This window comes from Streptococcus equinus, from assembly GCF_900104225.1.
In the GTDB taxonomy this organism is placed as follows: domain Bacteria; phylum Bacillota; class Bacilli; order Lactobacillales; family Streptococcaceae; genus Streptococcus; species Streptococcus equinus_D.
In genome coordinates this window covers 1-17,359 of record NZ_FNJK01000003.1, presented here as the reverse complement: position 1 = coordinate 17,359, position 17,359 = coordinate 1, and the positions used below count along the sequence as shown (strand labels likewise).

At 35.6% G+C, this 17,359-nt stretch carries 16 protein-coding genes; all 16 read left to right on the top strand.

Going from position 1 to position 17,359, the window contains the following annotated elements; translation table 11 throughout:
* Window positions 1-9: 9 nt before the first annotated feature.
* Window positions 10-792 (top strand): ParB/RepB/Spo0J family partition protein, encoded by a 783-nt coding sequence (locus BLP98_RS05260; protein WP_074482263.1) that lies wholly within the window; start codon window positions 10-12, stop codon window positions 790-792.
* Between the two features lie 203 nt (window positions 793-995).
* On the top strand, window positions 996-2,351 hold the full coding sequence (gene dnaA, locus BLP98_RS05255; protein ID WP_074482262.1) for a chromosomal replication initiator protein DnaA: 1,356 nt from the start codon (window positions 996-998) through the stop codon (window positions 2,349-2,351).
* Between the two features lie 157 nt (window positions 2,352-2,508).
* Window positions 2,509-3,645: a DNA polymerase III subunit beta gene (gene dnaN / locus BLP98_RS05250; RefSeq protein WP_074482261.1), complete on the top strand. Its 1,137-nt coding sequence runs from the start codon at window positions 2,509-2,511 to the stop codon at window positions 3,643-3,645.
* A 130-nt stretch (window positions 3,646-3,775) separates the two neighbouring features.
* Window positions 3,776-4,660, top strand: coding sequence for a diacylglycerol/lipid kinase family protein (locus tag BLP98_RS05245; RefSeq protein WP_074482260.1), 885 nt, complete (start codon window positions 3,776-3,778; stop codon window positions 4,658-4,660).
* A 10-nt stretch (window positions 4,661-4,670) separates the two neighbouring features.
* Window positions 4,671-4,862 (top strand): DUF951 domain-containing protein, encoded by a 192-nt coding sequence (locus BLP98_RS05240; RefSeq protein WP_006531193.1) that lies wholly within the window; start codon window positions 4,671-4,673, stop codon window positions 4,860-4,862.
* A 99-nt stretch (window positions 4,863-4,961) separates the two neighbouring features.
* Window positions 4,962-6,077 (top strand): redox-regulated ATPase YchF, encoded by a 1,116-nt coding sequence (gene ychF, locus BLP98_RS05235; RefSeq protein ID WP_024344481.1) that lies wholly within the window; start codon window positions 4,962-4,964, stop codon window positions 6,075-6,077.
* A gap of 77 nt (window positions 6,078-6,154) precedes the next feature.
* Window positions 6,155-6,724: an aminoacyl-tRNA hydrolase gene (gene pth / locus BLP98_RS05230; RefSeq protein ID WP_074482259.1), complete on the top strand. Its 570-nt coding sequence runs from the start codon at window positions 6,155-6,157 to the stop codon at window positions 6,722-6,724.
* Window positions 6,725-6,728: 4 nt separating this feature from the next.
* Window positions 6,729-10,226: a transcription-repair coupling factor gene (mfd, locus tag BLP98_RS05225; RefSeq protein ID WP_074482436.1), complete on the top strand. Its 3,498-nt coding sequence runs from the start codon at window positions 6,729-6,731 to the stop codon at window positions 10,224-10,226.
* 98 nt (window positions 10,227-10,324) lie between these two features.
* Window positions 10,325-10,879, top strand: a complete 555-nt coding sequence (locus BLP98_RS05220; RefSeq protein ID WP_074482258.1) for a helix-turn-helix domain-containing protein — start codon at window positions 10,325-10,327, stop codon at window positions 10,877-10,879.
* Between the two features lie 127 nt (window positions 10,880-11,006).
* Window positions 11,007-11,279, top strand: a complete 273-nt coding sequence (locus BLP98_RS05215) for an RNA-binding S4 domain-containing protein (RefSeq protein WP_006531199.1) — start codon at window positions 11,007-11,009, stop codon at window positions 11,277-11,279.
* Window positions 11,266-11,637, top strand: a complete 372-nt coding sequence (locus BLP98_RS05210) for an FtsB family cell division protein (RefSeq protein ID WP_074482257.1) — start codon at window positions 11,266-11,268, stop codon at window positions 11,635-11,637. Before BLP98_RS05215 ends, BLP98_RS05210 begins: the two co-directional genes overlap by 14 nt.
* 1 nt (window position 11,638) lies before the next feature.
* The gene (locus tag BLP98_RS05205; RefSeq protein ID WP_074482256.1) at window positions 11,639-11,758 is read left to right on the top strand and encodes an SP_0009 family protein; all 120 of its coding nucleotides are present in this window, start codon (window positions 11,639-11,641) and stop codon (window positions 11,756-11,758) included.
* 15 nt (window positions 11,759-11,773) lie between these two features.
* Window positions 11,774-13,060 carry a serine hydrolase gene (locus BLP98_RS05200; protein ID WP_074482255.1) on the top strand — a complete coding sequence of 429 codons (1,287 nt, stop codon included), beginning with the start codon at window positions 11,774-11,776 and terminating at the stop codon, window positions 13,058-13,060.
* A gap of 10 nt (window positions 13,061-13,070) precedes the next feature.
* Window positions 13,071-14,336, top strand: a complete 1,266-nt coding sequence (gene tilS, locus BLP98_RS05195) for a tRNA lysidine(34) synthetase TilS (RefSeq protein ID WP_074482254.1) — start codon at window positions 13,071-13,073, stop codon at window positions 14,334-14,336.
* 4 nt (window positions 14,337-14,340) lie between these two features.
* The gene (gene hpt / locus BLP98_RS05190; protein WP_074482435.1) at window positions 14,341-14,883 is read left to right on the top strand and encodes a hypoxanthine phosphoribosyltransferase; all 543 of its coding nucleotides are present in this window, start codon (window positions 14,341-14,343) and stop codon (window positions 14,881-14,883) included.
* 21 nt (window positions 14,884-14,904) lie between these two features.
* Window positions 14,905-16,878 (top strand): ATP-dependent zinc metalloprotease FtsH, encoded by a 1,974-nt coding sequence (gene ftsH / locus BLP98_RS05185; RefSeq protein ID WP_074482253.1) that lies wholly within the window; start codon window positions 14,905-14,907, stop codon window positions 16,876-16,878.
* Window positions 16,879-17,359 lie beyond the last annotated feature (481 nt).

Sequence of the window (17,359 nt, the reverse complement as noted above, 5' to 3'; positions counted from 1 at the left end):
GGAGAAACTATGATTGAAACACTTAACCTAATAAATATTGACGATATTGCTCCCAACCCATACCAACCTCGCTTAGAATTTAAACAAGAAGAATTAGAAGAACTTTCTCGCTCTATTAAGGCTAATGGGCTAATCCAACCTATCATTGTCAGAAAATCAGCTATCTTTGGTTATGAACTCATAGCAGGAGAAAGACGCCTAAAAGCATCTAAAATGGCTGGCCTAAGCGAAATTCCTGCAATCATTAAAGATATTTCTAACAAAGAAAGTATGCAGCTCGCTATCGTCGAAAACTTGCAGCGCTCTGACCTCAATCCTATCGAGGAGGCCAAAGCCTATCAGCAACTCTTAGACAGAAATCAAATGACACATGAAGAACTGGCTCAATTTATGGGGAAATCTCGCCCCTACATTACCAATTGCTTGCGCTTATTAAATCTCCCCCAAAGTATCTCTAAAGCCGTCGAAAAAGGTGACCTTTCTCAAGGTCACGCGCGCGTGCTACTAACACTTAAAGATGAAAAAGAACAGCAGAAGTGGTATCAAAGAATAGTAAGTGAAGAAATTAGTGTTCGCAAACTGGAGCAATTGGTAAAATCCGGCAAAAAGAAGAAAAAATCTTCTAAAACAAATCAAAAAAATATTTTTATCCGTCATCAAGAAGAAGAACTCTCAAAAATATTAGGTCTTCCTGTCACCTTATCCCTTTCCAAAAGCGGCTTTAAAGGAGACTTACAATTACATTTTCAGTCTGAAGAAGACTTAAACAGAATTATCAACAGGCTAAAATAGCTTGTGAATTTCTCTTTTTCAATTTCATAGTTTTCCACAAGAAAAATAGGCTAAAATCATTGATTTTAGGCCTTTTTCTTTGTTTTCCACAACCTGTGGAAAACTTCTATAAACAGTGTGGATTTTTTATTTCCACTGTTGTGGAAAACTTTTTTATTTTATGTTAAAATAATTTATGAATTATCCACAAAAAGGAAATGACTATGACTGAAAATGAACAAATTTTTTGGAATAGGGTCCTTGAACTGGCAAAAAGTCAATTAAAACAAGCAACTTATGAATTTTTTGTTTTAGATGCTCGGTTAATTCAAATTGAGCAAAATACGGCGACAATTTACCTGGATCCTATGAAAGAACTGTTTTGGGATAAAAATTTAAAACCAATCATTTTAACGGCTGGTTTTGAGGTTTATAATGCTGAAATTGTAGTTAACTATGTCTTTGAAGAAGATTTAGCAAAACAAGCAGTAGCAGAAACGGCATCTCAAGTTCTCCAAACACCACAAAAAAGCCACTTGCCACAAGTTGATTCAGACTTGAACACCAAGTATACTTTTGACAACTTTGTCCAAGGTGATGAAAACCGTTGGGCCTTTTCTGCGTCTTATGCCGTTGCTGATGCACCAGGGACAACTTATAACCCCCTATTTATCTGGGGTGGACCTGGACTTGGAAAAACCCATCTGCTTAACGCCATTGGTAATGCGGTATTGCAAAACAACCCTAAAGCGCGTGTCAAATACATCACTGCGGAAAATTTTATCAATGAATTTGTTATTCATATTCGTTTAGACACTATGGAAGAATTGAAAGAAAAATTCCGTAATCTTGATGTTTTGCTAATTGATGATATCCAATCATTAGCTAAAAAAACCTTATCTGGTACACAAGAAGAGTTTTTCAATACTTTCAATGCACTTTACGATAACAACAAGCAAATCGTACTGACCAGTGACCGTACACCAGATCACCTCGATAACCTCGAACAACGTTTGGTCACGCGCTTCAAATGGGGCTTGACTATCAATATCACACCACCTGATTTTGAAACACGTGTAGCTATCTTGACTAATAAAACACAAGAGTACGATTACATTTTCCCTCAAGATACTATCGAGTATCTCGCAGGACAGTTTGATTCTAATGTGCGTGACCTTGAGGGAGCGCTAAAAGATATCAGCCTTGTAGCAAGTATCAAAAAAGTTCAAACGATTACCGTAGATATTGCAGCTGAAGCTATTCGCGCACGTAAGCAAGATGGTCCGAAAATGACCGTTATCCCAATTGACGAAATCCAAAGTCAAGTTGGTAAATTCTACGGTGTTACTGTCAAAGAAATCAAGGCAACCAAACGTACACAAGATATTGTTTTAGCACGTCAGGTAGCCATGTATTTGGCTCGTGAAATGACAGATAACTCACTTCCAAAAATCGGAAAAGAATTTGGTGGACGTGATCACTCAACCGTTCTACATGCCTACAACAAAATCAAAAATATGTTGGCTCAAGATGATAGTTTGCGAATCGAAATTGAAACCATCAAAAACAAGATTAAGTAGGACTTGTGGATAAGTAATAAAAAACAATGCAATTTATCCACAGGTTGTTAACAACTCTTGATCTGTGATTTTTCAGGCGTTTTGAGAGTTATCAACAGTTTAAACAAGACCTACTACTACTACTAATTTAATACTTATAAAATAAAGGAGTTATCTCATGATAAAGTTCTCAATTAATAAATCCTTCTTTCTTCAAGCATTGAATGCTACCAAGAGAGCAATCTCTTCGAAGAATGCTATTCCAGTTTTATCTACTATCAAAATTGAAGTTCAAAATAGTAACATTACTTTAACTGGTTCAAACGGACAAATCTCAATTGAAAATACTATTCCAACTTCTAATGAAAATGCAGGTCTTTTGATTACTTCACCCGGTGCAGTACTATTAGAAGCAAATTTCTTTATTAATATTGTCTCAAGTCTTCCAGATGTTACTTTAGATTTTGAAGAAATTGAGCATCATCAAATCGTATTGACAAGTGGTAAATCAGAAATTACCTTAAAAGGTAAAGACGTAGATCTTTACCCACGTCTTCAAGAAATGGAAACTGAAAATCCATTAGTTTTGGAAACAAAATTATTGAAATCTATTATCACTGAAACTGCCTTTGCAGCCAGTCTTCAAGAAAGTCGTCCAATTTTGACTGGTGTTCATATGGTACTTAGTGATCATAAAGATTTTAAAGCAGTCGCAACTGACTCACACCGTATGAGTCAACGTAGATTGACTTTAGAAAATACGTCAAATGACTTTAATGTTGTTATTCCAAGTAAATCATTACGTGAATTTGCAGCAGTCTTTACAGATGATATTGAAACTGTTGAAGTATTCTTCTCAGACAGTCAAATGCTTTTCCGCAGTGATTACATTAGTTTCTATACACGTCTTCTAGAAGGAAATTATCCTGATACGGACCGTTTGTTGACAAACTCATTTGAAACAGAAGTAACGTTCAATACAGTTGCTCTTCGTTCAGCAATGGAACGTGCTCATTTGATTTCAAATGCTACTCAAAACGGAACTGTGAAACTTGAAATTGTTAATAATAGCGTATCAGCTCACGTTAACTCTCCTGAAGTTGGTAAAGTAAACGAAGAGTTGGATATCATTGACCAATCAGGAAGTGATTTAACCATTAGCTTTAACCCAACTTATTTGATTGAAGCTCTTAAAGCTTTGAAGAGCGAAACAGTTGTTATTCGTTTCATCTCTCCAGTACGTCCCTTTACGTTGATGCCAGGTGATGATGCTGAAAACTTCATTCAATTGATTACACCTGTTCGCACAAACTAAAAATCTTTAAGGAAACTTTAAGGATGAATTCGTATACTATAATCATCCTAAAACTTTTCTTTTTCATAATCTCCAGCAAGGGCACCGTCTATACAGTGCTCTTGCTTTTTATGTTATAATATCTCTTGATATGACACTTTATATTATTGCTAATCCTCATTCAGGAAATCGTAGTGCCAAAGATGTTATTACAACGTTGAAAAATAAGCTAAATCAAGAGATAGCTGTTTTTCTAACGCGATATCCAAATGATGAAAAAAATCAAGTTAAATACGTTTTGGAAACATTTCAGCGTGATCAAGATAGATTGTTAGTTCTAGGTGGTGATGGCACCTTGTCAAAGATTTTATATTATTGGCCAGCTAGCCTTCCTTTTGCTTATTATCCACTTGGTTCTGGAAATGATTTTGCGCGTGCTCTCGGAGTGAAAAAAGATTTCACACGTCTTATTGAGTCTACCAAGCAAGAACCAAAAGAGATTACTGTTTATACTTACCAGAACGGACTGGTATTAAATAGTTTGGATCTTGGTTTTGCTTCTTGGGTCATTGATCATGTTGAACAGTCACAACTAAAGGCTAGACTTAATAAATATCATTTGGGAAAATTGACTTATATCATAACAGCCATTCAATGTTTGATTAAGAAGCCTGCTTTTGCTTCGCTTTGCTTGGAGACTGAGTCGGGAGAATCTGTTGAGGTCAATAATCACTTTTTCTTTTCACTTGCCAATAATACCTATTTTGGTGGTGGTGTGATGATTTGGCCACATGCGACAGCTTATTCAGAACAATTAGATTGTGTTTATGCTAAGGGTGACACTTTATGGGAACGCGTGTTAGTTTTATTAAGTCTTGTTTTTAAAATTCATGAATACTCACCTTATCTGCAGCATCAGTCGTATAAAGAGGTGACCATTAGGACACCTGAAAAAAGTTTAGTAGAGATTGATGGTGAAATCGTGTCATTGGATGAAGTGACACTAACACCTCAAAAGCGTTATATTTATCTGTAAAGGAGAAATCATGTACGAAATTGGAAGTCTTGTTGAAATGAAGAAACCTCATGCTTGTACCGTTAAGGCAACTGGTAAAAAGGCAAACGAGTGGGAAGTGATCCGCATCGGAGCCGATATTAAAATTCGTTGCACTAATTGTGATCATATTGTCATGATGAGTCGTCATGATTTTGAACGCAAGTTGAAGAAAGTATTATAATATTTAAAATCATTAAGTCTGCGCATATAGCAGGCTTTTTTGAGTAATTTTATGCTATAATAGTTGTGATTGAATAAATTTAACGGAGACTAATAAAATATGGCTTTAACAGCAGGTATTGTTGGTTTACCAAACGTCGGAAAATCAACTCTTTTTAATGCGATTACAAAGGCAGGTGCGGAAGCTGCTAACTATCCTTTCGCGACAATTGATCCTAACGTTGGTATGGTAGAAGTTCCAGATGAACGTCTACAAAAATTGACTGAACTTATCACACCTAAAAAGACAGTTCCAACAACTTTTGAATTTACTGATATTGCGGGTATTGTAAAAGGAGCATCTCGTGGTGAAGGTCTTGGGAATAAATTCCTTGCTAACATTCGTGAAGTAGATGCTATTGTTCACGTTGTTCGTGCATTTGATGATGAAAATGTTATGCGTGAACAAGGGCGTGAAGATGCTTTTGTTGATCCACTTGCTGATATTGATACAATTAACTTGGAATTGATTCTTGCTGACTTAGAATCAGTTAACAAACGCTATGCGCGTGTTGAAAAAGTGGCACGTACACAAAAAGATAAAGATTCTGTTGCAGAATTTAACGTTCTTCAAAAAATCAAGCCAGTACTTGAAGATGGAAAATCAGCTCGTACAATTGAATTCACCGAAGATGAACAAAAAATTGTTAAACAATTGTTCCTTTTGACAACAAAACCAGTTCTTTATGTAGCAAACGTTGATGAAGATAAAGTTGCTAACCCAGACGACATCGAATATGTAAAACAAATTCGTGAATTCGCAGCAACTGAAAATGCTGAAGTTGTTGTTATCTCAGCACGTGCGGAGGAAGAAATTTCAGAACTTGATGATGAAGATAAAGAATTCTTCCTTGAAGATCTTGGATTGAAAGAATCAGGTGTCGATCGTTTGACTCGTGCAGCTTACCACTTGCTTGGTCTTGGAACTTACTTTACTGCGGGTGAAAAAGAAGTTCGTGCATGGACATTTAAACGCGGTATTAAAGCTCCTCAAGCAGCTGGTATCATTCACTCTGACTTCGAACGTGGATTCATCCGTGCGATTACAATGTCTTACGATGATTTAATCAAATATGGTTCTGAAAAAGCTGTCAAAGAAGCAGGTCGTCTTCGTGAAGAAGGGAAAGATTATGTGGTTCAAGATGGTGATATCATGGAATTCCGCTTTAACGTCTAAGCAAAAATCATAATAAAACATCAAATGAGGTTGGAAAAAGTTTTTCCAGCCCTTTTGGCATTTGAAAGGAAAAAATAATGGTAAAAATGATTGTTGGTCTGGGAAACCCAGGCAGTAAATATCACGAAACAAGACACAATATTGGCTTTATGGCAATTGACCGTTTAGCCAAAGATTTGAATGTGACTTTTTCAGAAGAAAAGAATTTTAAAGCTGAGGTAGGTTCTTGTTTTATAAACGGAGAGAAAGTTTACTTGGTTAAACCAACAACTTTTATGAATAATTCAGGAATTGCAGTTCACGCTTTGCTGACTTACTATAATATTGCTATTGAAGATTTTATGGTAATTTATGATGATTTGGATATGGAAGTTGGGCGTATTCGTCTCCGTCAAAAAGGTTCAGCTGGTGGTCATAATGGTATTAAGTCTATTATTGCTCACACAGGAACACAGGCATTTGACCGTATTAAAGTGGGTATTGGACGTCCTAAGCAAGGTCGCTCAGTTGTCGATCATGTTCTTGGAAAATTTGACAAAGACGACTATATCACTGTTACTAACACACTTGAAAAAGTTAATGATGCTGTTCAATTTTACTTACAGGAAGCTGATTTTGTAAAAACAATGCAAAAATTTAATGGGTAAGTCTATGAATATTATTGATTTATTTAGTCAAAATAAGCTGATTCAGTCATGGCATGGGGGTGTGTCTACTCTTGGGAGACAACTTGTCATGGGATTATCAGGAGCAAGTAAAGCTCTTGCTATCGCCTCAGCTTATCAGGCTAATGAAGAAAAAATAGTAGTTGTCACATCAAGTCAAAACGAGGTTGAAAAATTAGCTAGTGATTTATCTGGTTTGATTGGTGAGGACAATGTTTACACGTTTTTTGCGGATGATGTTGCTGCTGCAGAATTTATTTTTGCATCAATGGATAAAGCTCATTCGCGCCTAGAGGCTTTAAATTTTTTACAGGATAATAATCAATCTGGTATCTTGATAACAAGTCTAGTTGGGGCACGTGTTTTGTTACCAAATCCTAAGACATACTCTGAAAGTCAATTACATTTTGTTGTCGGTGAGGATTACAATCTTGACAAGGTTGTAAAGGTGTTGTCAAATGTTGGGTATCAAAAAGTCTCTCAAGTCTTGAACCCTGGTGAGTTTAGTCGACGTGGCGATATTATTGATATTTATGAGATAACAGCAGATTATCCTTACCGTTTAGAGTTCTTTGGTGATGAAGTTGATGGCATTCGTCAATTTGATGCGCAGACTCAAAAATCTCTTAGCAATGTTGAACAAGTAACAATCTATCCAGCTGATGAGTTAATCTTATCAGAAGAGGATTATGCTAGAGCTAGCCAGGCATTTGAGAAGTTTTTAGAAAATGCAAAAGAAGAGCAAGAGGTTTATTTGAGCGAGCTTTATGCAGCAACACAAGAGCACTACAGACATCAAGATATTAGACGATTTTTATCACTGTTTTATGCTAAGCAGTGGACACTTCTAGATTATATTCCTAAAGGAACTCCTGTCTTTTTTGATGACTATCAAAAGATTGTTGATCGTAATGCCAAGTTTGATTTAGAGATTGCAAACTTGTTGACAGAAGATTTACAACGTGGTAAAGCAGTGTCAAGCTTGGTTTACTTTGCTGATATTTATAAAAATTTGCGTCAGTATCAGCCAGCAACCTTCTTTTCAAACTTCCATAAGGGTTTGGGAAATCTAAAATTTGATAAGCTTCACAATTTCACACAATACCCAATGCAAGAATTCTTCAATCAATTTCCTTTGTTGATTGATGAGGTTAATCGTTACCAAAAATCTAAAGCAACAATTTTAATTCAATCAGATACTCAGCATGGTCTAGAACGTCTTCAAGAAAACTTGCAAGAGTATGGTTTAGATTTGCCAGTAGCGGATGCGGGTGATTTACAAGAACATCAAGCGCAGCTAGTGGTTGGTAATTTATCAAACGGTTTTTACTTTGCTGATGAAAAGCTTGTTTTAATTACGGAACATGAAATTTACCATAAAAAGATAAAACGTCGTATTCGTCGTTCAAATATCAGTAATGCAGAGCGTTTGAAAGACTACAATGAACTTTCTAAGGGTGATTATGTGGTTCATCACGTTCATGGTATTGGTAAATTTTTAGGTATTGAAACCATTGAAATTCATGGTGTGCACCGTGATTATTTAACGATTCAATATCAAGGTTCTTCAACGATTTCATTACCCGTAGAACAAATTGAAAATCTATCGAAATACGTTTCGGCAGATGGTAAAGAGCCTAAGATTAACAAATTAAATGACGGCCGTTTCCAAAAAACAAAACAAAAAGTCTCTAAGCAAGTCGAAGACATTGCAGATGATTTGTTGAAACTCTATGCTGAACGCAGTCAACTAAAAGGTTTTGCTTTTTCACCAGATGATGACTTACAAAAGGAATTTGATAACGATTTTGCTTATGTAGAGACTGAAGATCAGCTTCGTTCTATTAAGGAAATCAAGCATGACATGGAAGAAGCTAAACCAATGGATCGTCTATTGGTAGGGGATGTTGGTTTTGGTAAAACCGAAGTTGCCATGCGTGCTGCTTTTAAAGCTGTTAAGGACCATAAGCAGGTAGCTGTTTTGGTACCAACGACCGTTCTTGCTCAACAGCACTATACGAACTTTTCAGAGCGTTTTGATAATTACCCTGTAGCAGTTGATGTGCTTAGCCGTTTCCAAAGTAAAAAAGAGCAAACAGCTACTTTAGAAAAATTGAAAACAGGTCAAGTTGACATTATTATCGGAACACATCGTCTATTATCAAAAGATGTTGAGTTTGCTGATTTAGGTCTGATTATCATCGATGAAGAACAACGTTTTGGTGTGAAACACAAGGAAAAACTGAAAGAACTTAAGACTAAAGTTGATGTTTTGACGTTAACAGCAACACCAATTCCACGAACACTTCACATGTCAATGTTGGGTATTCGTGATTTATCAGTTATTGAAACACCACCAACTAACCGTTATCCTGTTCAAACTTATGTTTTGGAAACTAACCCTGGTTTAATCCGTGAAGCTATTATTCGTGAGATTGATCGTGGAGGTCAAGTTTTCTATGTTTACAATAGAGTTGACACCATTGACCAAAAAGTCTCTGAATTACAAGAATTGGTGCCTGAAGCAAGCATCGGTTTTGTTCATGGTCAGATGAGTGAAATTCAACTTGAGAATACGCTCATGGATTTTATTGACGGTGTTTACGATGTTCTGGTTGCGACAACAATCATTGAGACAGGTGTCGATATTTCGAATGTGAACACTTTATTTATTGAAAATGCTGATCACATGGGATTGTCAACCTTGTATCAACTTCGAGGTCGCGTTGGGCGTTCAAACCGCATTGCTTACGCCTACCTCATGTACCGCCCAGACAAGATTTTGACAGAGGTTTCTGAAAAACGTCTGGATGCCATTAAAGGATTCACAGAGTTGGGGTCTGGATTTAAGATTGCTATGCGTGACTTATCCATTCGTGGTGCGGGAAATATTCTCGGTGCTTCACAAAGTGGTTTTATTGATTCCGTTGGTTTTGAGATGTATTCTCAATTATTAGAAGAAGCGATTGCTAAGAAACAAGGAAAATCCCAAGCGCGTCGTAAGAGTAATGCTGAGATGAATCTTCAAATTGACGCCTATCTACCAAGCGATTATATTGATGATGAACGTCAAAAAATTGAAATTTACAAACGCATTCGTGAAATTGAAAGCCAGAAAGATTATCAAAGTTTACAAGATGAATTGATTGATCGTTTTGGCGAATACCCTGACCAAGTCGCCTACTTACTTGAGATTGGTTTGGTCAAGTCTTATATGGATAATGCTTTTACAGAACTTGTAGAGCGTAAAGATAACAACTTATTGGTACGTTTTGAGAAAGTTTCGTTACAACATTACTTGACACAAGATTATTTTGAAGCTCTTTCTAAAACAGACTTGAAAGCCCGTATTGGTGAAAATCAAGGTAAAATTGAAATTACCTTTAATGTTCGCGGAAAGAAAGATTACGAAATCCTAGAAGAACTTCAAAAATTTGGTAGCATGCTAGCTGAAATCAAAGCCAGAAAAATACAACAAGACTAGCTGTCAAAGACTTTTGTCAATGAAATGCTAGTTTGTCAAAGTAGCTTTATGGTAAAGTTTTTGATAAAGCTTAGACTGGCATTATCAAGGAGGTCAAAATGAAACTTGAACGCAGATTAGTTGAATTGAGAAAGGAAAAAAATCTCTCTCAAGAAGAGTTGGCAGAAAAGCTCTATGTTTCACGTCAAACAATTTCCAACTGGGAACGTGGTAAAACTTATCCAGATATCAATTCACTCTTGTTGATTGCGGCCTATTTTGATGTTACTTTAGATAATTTAATCAAAGGGGATGTTGAGATTATGAAACATCAAGTTGACCAGTCGCAGCTTAAGAAATGGCTCATTATTGGAGGAATTTCTTGGTTTCTTTTTTCGGTAGCAGTACCCACACGTTATTTACTTGATTCAGTACAAGAGTCTATAATTCTCTGGCTGTTAGCTATGCCAGTTGCTTATTCAGTTTTTCAAATATTTTATATTTTAAAAAATCGAGAACTTCAGACTTATGCTGATATTTTAAATTTCTTAAATCCTAATAAGAATAAAAAAACAAGTCTTTTAAGTGAACTATGGTTTGTGGCAAGTTTGCTAGTGATTGTATTTATTATCTTTTTTGCTGGTACAATTGTTTCTACTGTGATTTTTTATTGATAATTTTTTAGATGTTACTAAGAGAGCATTAGCTCTCTTTTTATTACATTATCTTAACAAACATATTGAAAACAGTTATTTTCTGAAAAAAAGTGATAAAATAGAAAAGATTGCGAGGTAAAATATTATGAGATTAGATAAATATTTAAAAGTATCCCGTATTATAAAACGTCGTCCAGTTGCTAAAGAAGTAGCTGACAAAGGACGTATCAAAGTAAATGGTATCTTAGCTAAATCATCAACTGATTTAAAAATTAACGACGAAGTTGAAATTCGTTTTGGAAATAAATTGTTGACTGTACGTGTCTTAGAAATGAAAGACAGTACTAAAAAAGAAGATGCAACTAAAATGTACGAAATCATTAATGAAACAAGGATAGAAGCGGATGGAGAAGCCTAATATCGTTCAATTAAATAATCAATACATCAATGATGAAAATACCAAAAAACGTTACATAGAAGAAGAAAATCGCAAACGCAATCGTTTTATGGGATGGATTTTAATTGTTGTCATGTTATTGTTTATTTTGCCAACTTACAACCTTGTCAAAAGTTATCAAACTTTACAAGAACGTAAGGATAAAGTTGTTTCACTTCAGAAAACATATAACAATCTGGTCGTTGAAACGGATGCTGAAAAAGTTTTGGCTAATCGTTTGAAAGATGAAAATTATGTTGAGAAGTATGCTCGTGCTAAGTATTACTTATCACGTTCAGGCGAAACGGTTTATCCATTGCCAAATCTATTACCAAAATAATATGGAAAATTTAATCGAAACTATTGAAAAATTTCTAGCTTATTCAGATGAGAAGTTAGAAGAATTGGCTGAAAAAAATCAAAAATTACGAGAAGAAAATCACCAATCAACTGAAAAATAATGAAAGGAGGAGCCAATGAAAAGATTATTCGCAGTGATGCTAATACCATTTTTCTTGACTTCTCTTTCTGTTGTTAGTACCGAAAAAAATGTTGATTTAAGTAATGCAGCAAAATACCAATTGACAGCTGGTGTGGCAGCATCGACAACTTACTTTGATGCTTTACCATCAAATCCTGTCCTTGCCCAAACCAGTGATGTTTATAAAGATAGTAATTTGACGGTTGCTTCAAGAACAATTGCTGCTAATAGCCAATTAGATATTGATAGAATTCTAATCAATGATAATTCACAACCAGTATTTGAGTTATCTGATGGTAATTATATTGAAGCTAGTCATCAATTAATTTATGATGATGTCATTCTTAGTCAGGAAACAGTGTCAAAAAATTATTGGTTAAAGGATGATTTTCAAGTTTATCAAACACCATATGTTGTTGGAACTCAGGAAGTAAAAACAGATTTAAATGCTTATTCAGCAGTTACCGTTTCTCAAAAAGCGACAACTTATCATGGAACTTATTATAGAGTTGATGGTAAAGGATGGATTAGTAGTGACTCTCTTTCTGATACAGATAACCGTATGGAAAAAGTGCAGCAGGTTCTTAATCAGAAATATAATAAAAGTAACTACTCAATTTACGTTAAACAACTCTCAACACAAGAAACAGCAGGGATTAATTCTGATACGACAATGTATGCAGCTAGTGTTGCTAAGCTAGCGACCCTTTACTACGTTGAAGAAAAAATTCAAGATGGCAGTGTTAAAATGGACGATAAGTTAAAATACACTGCCGATGTTAATACTTTTGCTAAAGCTTACAATCCAAGCGGTAGCGGAAAAATTAGCAAAACTGCTGATGACAAAGATTACAGCGTTGAAGATTTATTAAAAGCTGTTTGTCAGAATTCTGATAACGTTGCAACCAATATTTTAGGCTATTATATTGCCAAACAATATGGTGATCATTTCACATCAGATATTAGTGCTATAACGAATACTAATTTTGATATGAAGGCACGTGAAATGTCATCTAAAACCGCTGCTGACTTAATGGAAGCTATCTATCAGCAAAATGGAGATATTATCTCATATCTATCATCAACAGCATTTGATAATGCACGTATCTCTAAAGATATTAATGTTCAGGTAGCTCACAAAATCGGTGATGCTTATGATTACAGACACGATGTTGCTATCGTTTATGCTAATCAACCGTTCATCTTGTCAATTTTTACAGATAAAGCTTCTTACGACGATATTTCAAATATCGCTAATGACGTTTACAACATTTTGAAATAAGTGAAGTCTTATGTATGATAAATTAGTAAAAGAAATTCAAAAACAGGCATATTTCGCCAAACATAAAAAAATTTTAATAGCTGTCTCAGGTGGAGTAGATTCTATGAATCTGCTACACTTTTTGTATATATATCGAAAAAAATTAGACATAGAGATTGCTATTGCTCATGTCAATCATAAACAGCGTATTGAGTCAGATACTGAGGAAGCTTATTTACGCGAGTGGGCAGGAAAACATCAGGTACCAATTCACGTTGCTTATTTTTCGGGGACTTTTTCTGAAAAAGCTGCGCGTGATTTTCGTTACAGTTTTTTTAAAGAGATGATGAATGAGCACCATTATACAGCTCTTGTAACGGCTCACCATGCAGATGATCAAGCTGAAACTATTTTTATGCGTCTTTTACGTGGTAGTCGCTTGCGTCATTTATCTGGAATGCAGCCAGTTAATGCATTTGGTAACGGTGAGTTGATTCGTCCTTTCTTGACTTATTCGAAGAGGGATTTACCTGACATTTTTCACTTTGAAGATGATACCAATCACTCTTTGGATTTCTTGAGGAATCGTATTAGAAATCGTTATTTTCCAGTACTAGAGGAAGAAAATCCTAAATTTAAACAAGCTCTCCGCTATCTTGGTCATGAAAGCCAACAACTCTTTCAAGCATTCCAAGATTTAACACAAGGTATTGAGGCGACAAACTGTTCTCAATTTTTAGCTCAGACTCCCGCAGTTCAAGCCCTTCTTTTTCAAAATTACCTTGAAAACTTTCCTGAATTGCAAGTGTCTCATGGACAGTTTGAGGAAATGTTGCATCTTTTAATAAATAAATCTAATGCTAACTATCATGTGAAATCAGATTACTGGCTAGTTAAAGATTATGAAACATTTCAAGTGAAAAAAATCAGCCCTAAGACCGATGGGGAACTAGTTCAAAAGATGCTAGAATATAACAGCATAGTCAATTATGGTCAGTATCGATTTCAATTTGCTGGCAAAGATAAGGAAGGCATAGCCGTTTACAGTTTACATCCTATTCTTTTAAGACGGAGACAGGAAGGGGACCGTATTGATTTTGGAGATTTTTCGAAAAAATTGCGCAGGCTTTTTATTGATGAAAAAATTCCAAGTCAGGAACGTGCAAATGCCATTATCGGCGAACAGGATGGAAAAATAATTTTTGTTCAGGTTGCTGATAAAACTTATTTGAGAAAACCCTCTAAACATGATATAATGGAGGGCAAATTGTATATTGAAAAAATTAGAAATAGGTGATGTCATGCTTGAACAAGATATTGAAAAAGTGTTGTATTCTGAAGAGGAGATTATTGCCAAAACCAAAGAATTAGGCGCACAACTTACAAAAGACTATGAAGGTAAAAATCCTCTATTAATTGGTGTTTTGAAAGGTTCTGTTCCTTTTATGGCAGAATTAATCAAACATATCGATACACATGTCGAAATTGATTTTATGGTTGTCTCTAGCTACCACGGTGGAGTAAAAAGCAGTGGTGAAGTAAAAATTCTTAAAGACGTTGATACAAATATTGAAGGTCGTGATGTTGTCTTTATCGAAGATATCATCGACACTGGACGTACTCTAAAATACCTTCGTGATATGTTTAAATACCGTAAAGCAAGTTCAGTAAAAATCGCAACTCTTTTTGACAAACCAGAAGGTCGTGTCGTTGACATCGAAGCTGATTATGTCTGCTATGATGTTCCAAATGAATTTATCGTAGGGTTTGGTCTTGACTATGCTGAACGTTACCGTAATTTACCATATGTTGGCGTTTTGAAAGAAGAAATCTATTCAAAATAGTAGAAAGTCGTTAGTTAATATATGAAAAATAACAAAAATAATGGCTTTGTTAAAAATTCCTTTATTTATATTCTTGTCATTATTGCGGCGATTACCGCATTTCAATATTATTTGAGAGGAACAAGTACACAAAGTCAACAAATTAATTACTCGACTTTAGTTAAGCAACTTAAAGCGGGTGATATTAAATCGATTACTTACCAGCCAAACGGTAGCATTATTGAAGTAAGTGGTAAGTATTCGAAACCTAAAAAAACAAAATCAAGTGCTTCTCTTCCTTTCCTAGAAGGAAGTAACTCAACATCAGTTACTGAGTTTACATCAATTATTTTACCAAGTGATTCTTCTATTGATACACTTACTAAAGCGGCAGATGATGCAGATGTTGATGTAAATATCAAACAAGAAAGTTCAAGCGGTGCTTGGCTATCTTTGGCATTAACTTATCTTCCACTTATCCTAGTAATTGTCTTCTTCTTCATGATGATGAATCAAGGCGGAAATGGTGCTCGTGGAGCAATGAGTTTTGGTAAAAATCGAGCTAAGTCACAAAATAAAGGTGACGTTAAAGTGAGATTTTCTGATGTTGCTGGAGCTGAAGAAGAAAAACAAGAACTTGTTGAAGTTGTTGATTTCTTAAAAAATCCGAAAAAATATAAAGCACTTGGTGCTCGTATTCCAGCTGGTGTTCTTTTAGAAGGCCCTCCAGGAACAGGTAAAACTTTACTTGCTAAAGCTGTTGCCGGTGAAGCTGGCGTCCCATTTTTCTCAATTTCAGGTTCTGATTTTGTTGAAATGTTTGTGGGTGTGGGTGCGAGTCGTGTTAGATCACTATTTGAAGATGCTAAGAAGGCAGAGCGTGCGATTATTTTCATCGATGAAATCGATGCTGTCGGTCGCCGACGTGGTGCTGGCATGGGTGGCGGAAATGATGAACGCGAACAAACTCTTAACCAACTTCTTATTGAAATGGATGGTTTTGAAGGAAATGAAAATATCATTGTTATTGCCGCAACTAACCGTAGCGATGTTCTAGATCCTGCTCTTCTTCGTCCAGGACGTTTTGACCGTAAAATTCTTGTTGGAAGTCCTGATGTTAAAGGGCGTGAAGCAATACTTCGAGTACACGCTAAAAATAAACCGTTGGCAGAAGATGTCAATTTGAAAGTTGTTGCACAGCAAACACCAGGATTTGTTGGTGCAGATCTTGAAAATGTCCTAAATGAAGCTGCACTTGTTGCTGCTCGTCGTAATAAAACTAAAATCGATGCTTCAGATATCGATGAAGCCGAAGATAGAGTTATTGCTGGTCCTTCTAAGAAAGACCGTACGATTTCACAACGTGACCGTGAAATGGTTGCTTACCATGAAGCTGGACACACTATTGTTGGTTTAGTTCTTTCAAGCGCACGTGTCGTTCATAAAGTAACAATTGTACCACGTGGTCGTGCAGGAGGTTACATGATTGCTCTTCCAAAAGAAGACCAAATGTTACACTCTAAATCTGATCTTAAAGAACAACTAGCTGGATTGATGGGTGGACGTGTTGCAGAAGAAATTATCTTTAATGCGCAAACCACAGGTGCATCAAATGACTTTGAACAAGCAACGCAATTGGCACGTTCAATGGTAACGGAATATGGTATGAGTGAAAAGTTGGGTCCTGTTCAATATGAAGGTAATCATGCTATAATGGCAGGCCAAGTATCACCAGAAAAATCATATTCATCACAAACAGCACAAATGATTGATGATGAAGTACGTGCCCTTCTAAATGAAGCACGCGATAAAGCTGTTGATATCATCAACAATAACCGTGAAACTCATAAACTTATTGCAGAAGCACTTCTTAAATATGAAACATTAGATGCTGCTCAAATCAAATCTATCTATGAAACAGGGAAAGTACCTGAAGAATTAGAAAATGATACTGAGGAAGCACATGCACTATCATATGATGAAGTGAAAGAAAAAATGGATGATTCTGAAGAATAATCTATAGTAAAAGGCAAAAGAAGGCTCTCTGAGCCTTCTTTTTATATATTGATATGTAAAATATAGAGAATATATAAATGCGCGTAAAACGAGCTTAAAAATGGGCTATAAAATAGTAGCAAGAATAAATCAAAAAACTATCAAAAAAGTGTTGACAGTGAAAGTTAAGTTTAGTATACTAAATAAGCTGTTGTTTGAGGCAGCAAACATTTCAGAAGGCTTTAAAAAAACTTAAAAAAGTTCTTGACAAAGCGTGATAGAAATGCTAAACTAATATAGCTGTTGTTCGAGAGGACAGCGGTAACAAGTTTGAAACGAGTTTGAAAATTTCTTGAAAAAGGTGTTGACAACAAGTTTTAAATTTGATAGAATATAGAAGTTGTCTCTGATGAGACAAAGACCTTTGAAAACTGAACAATACGAACCAAACGTGCGGGTTACGGAAGTAACCTGTCAAAGAAACGATAAATCTGTCAGTGAC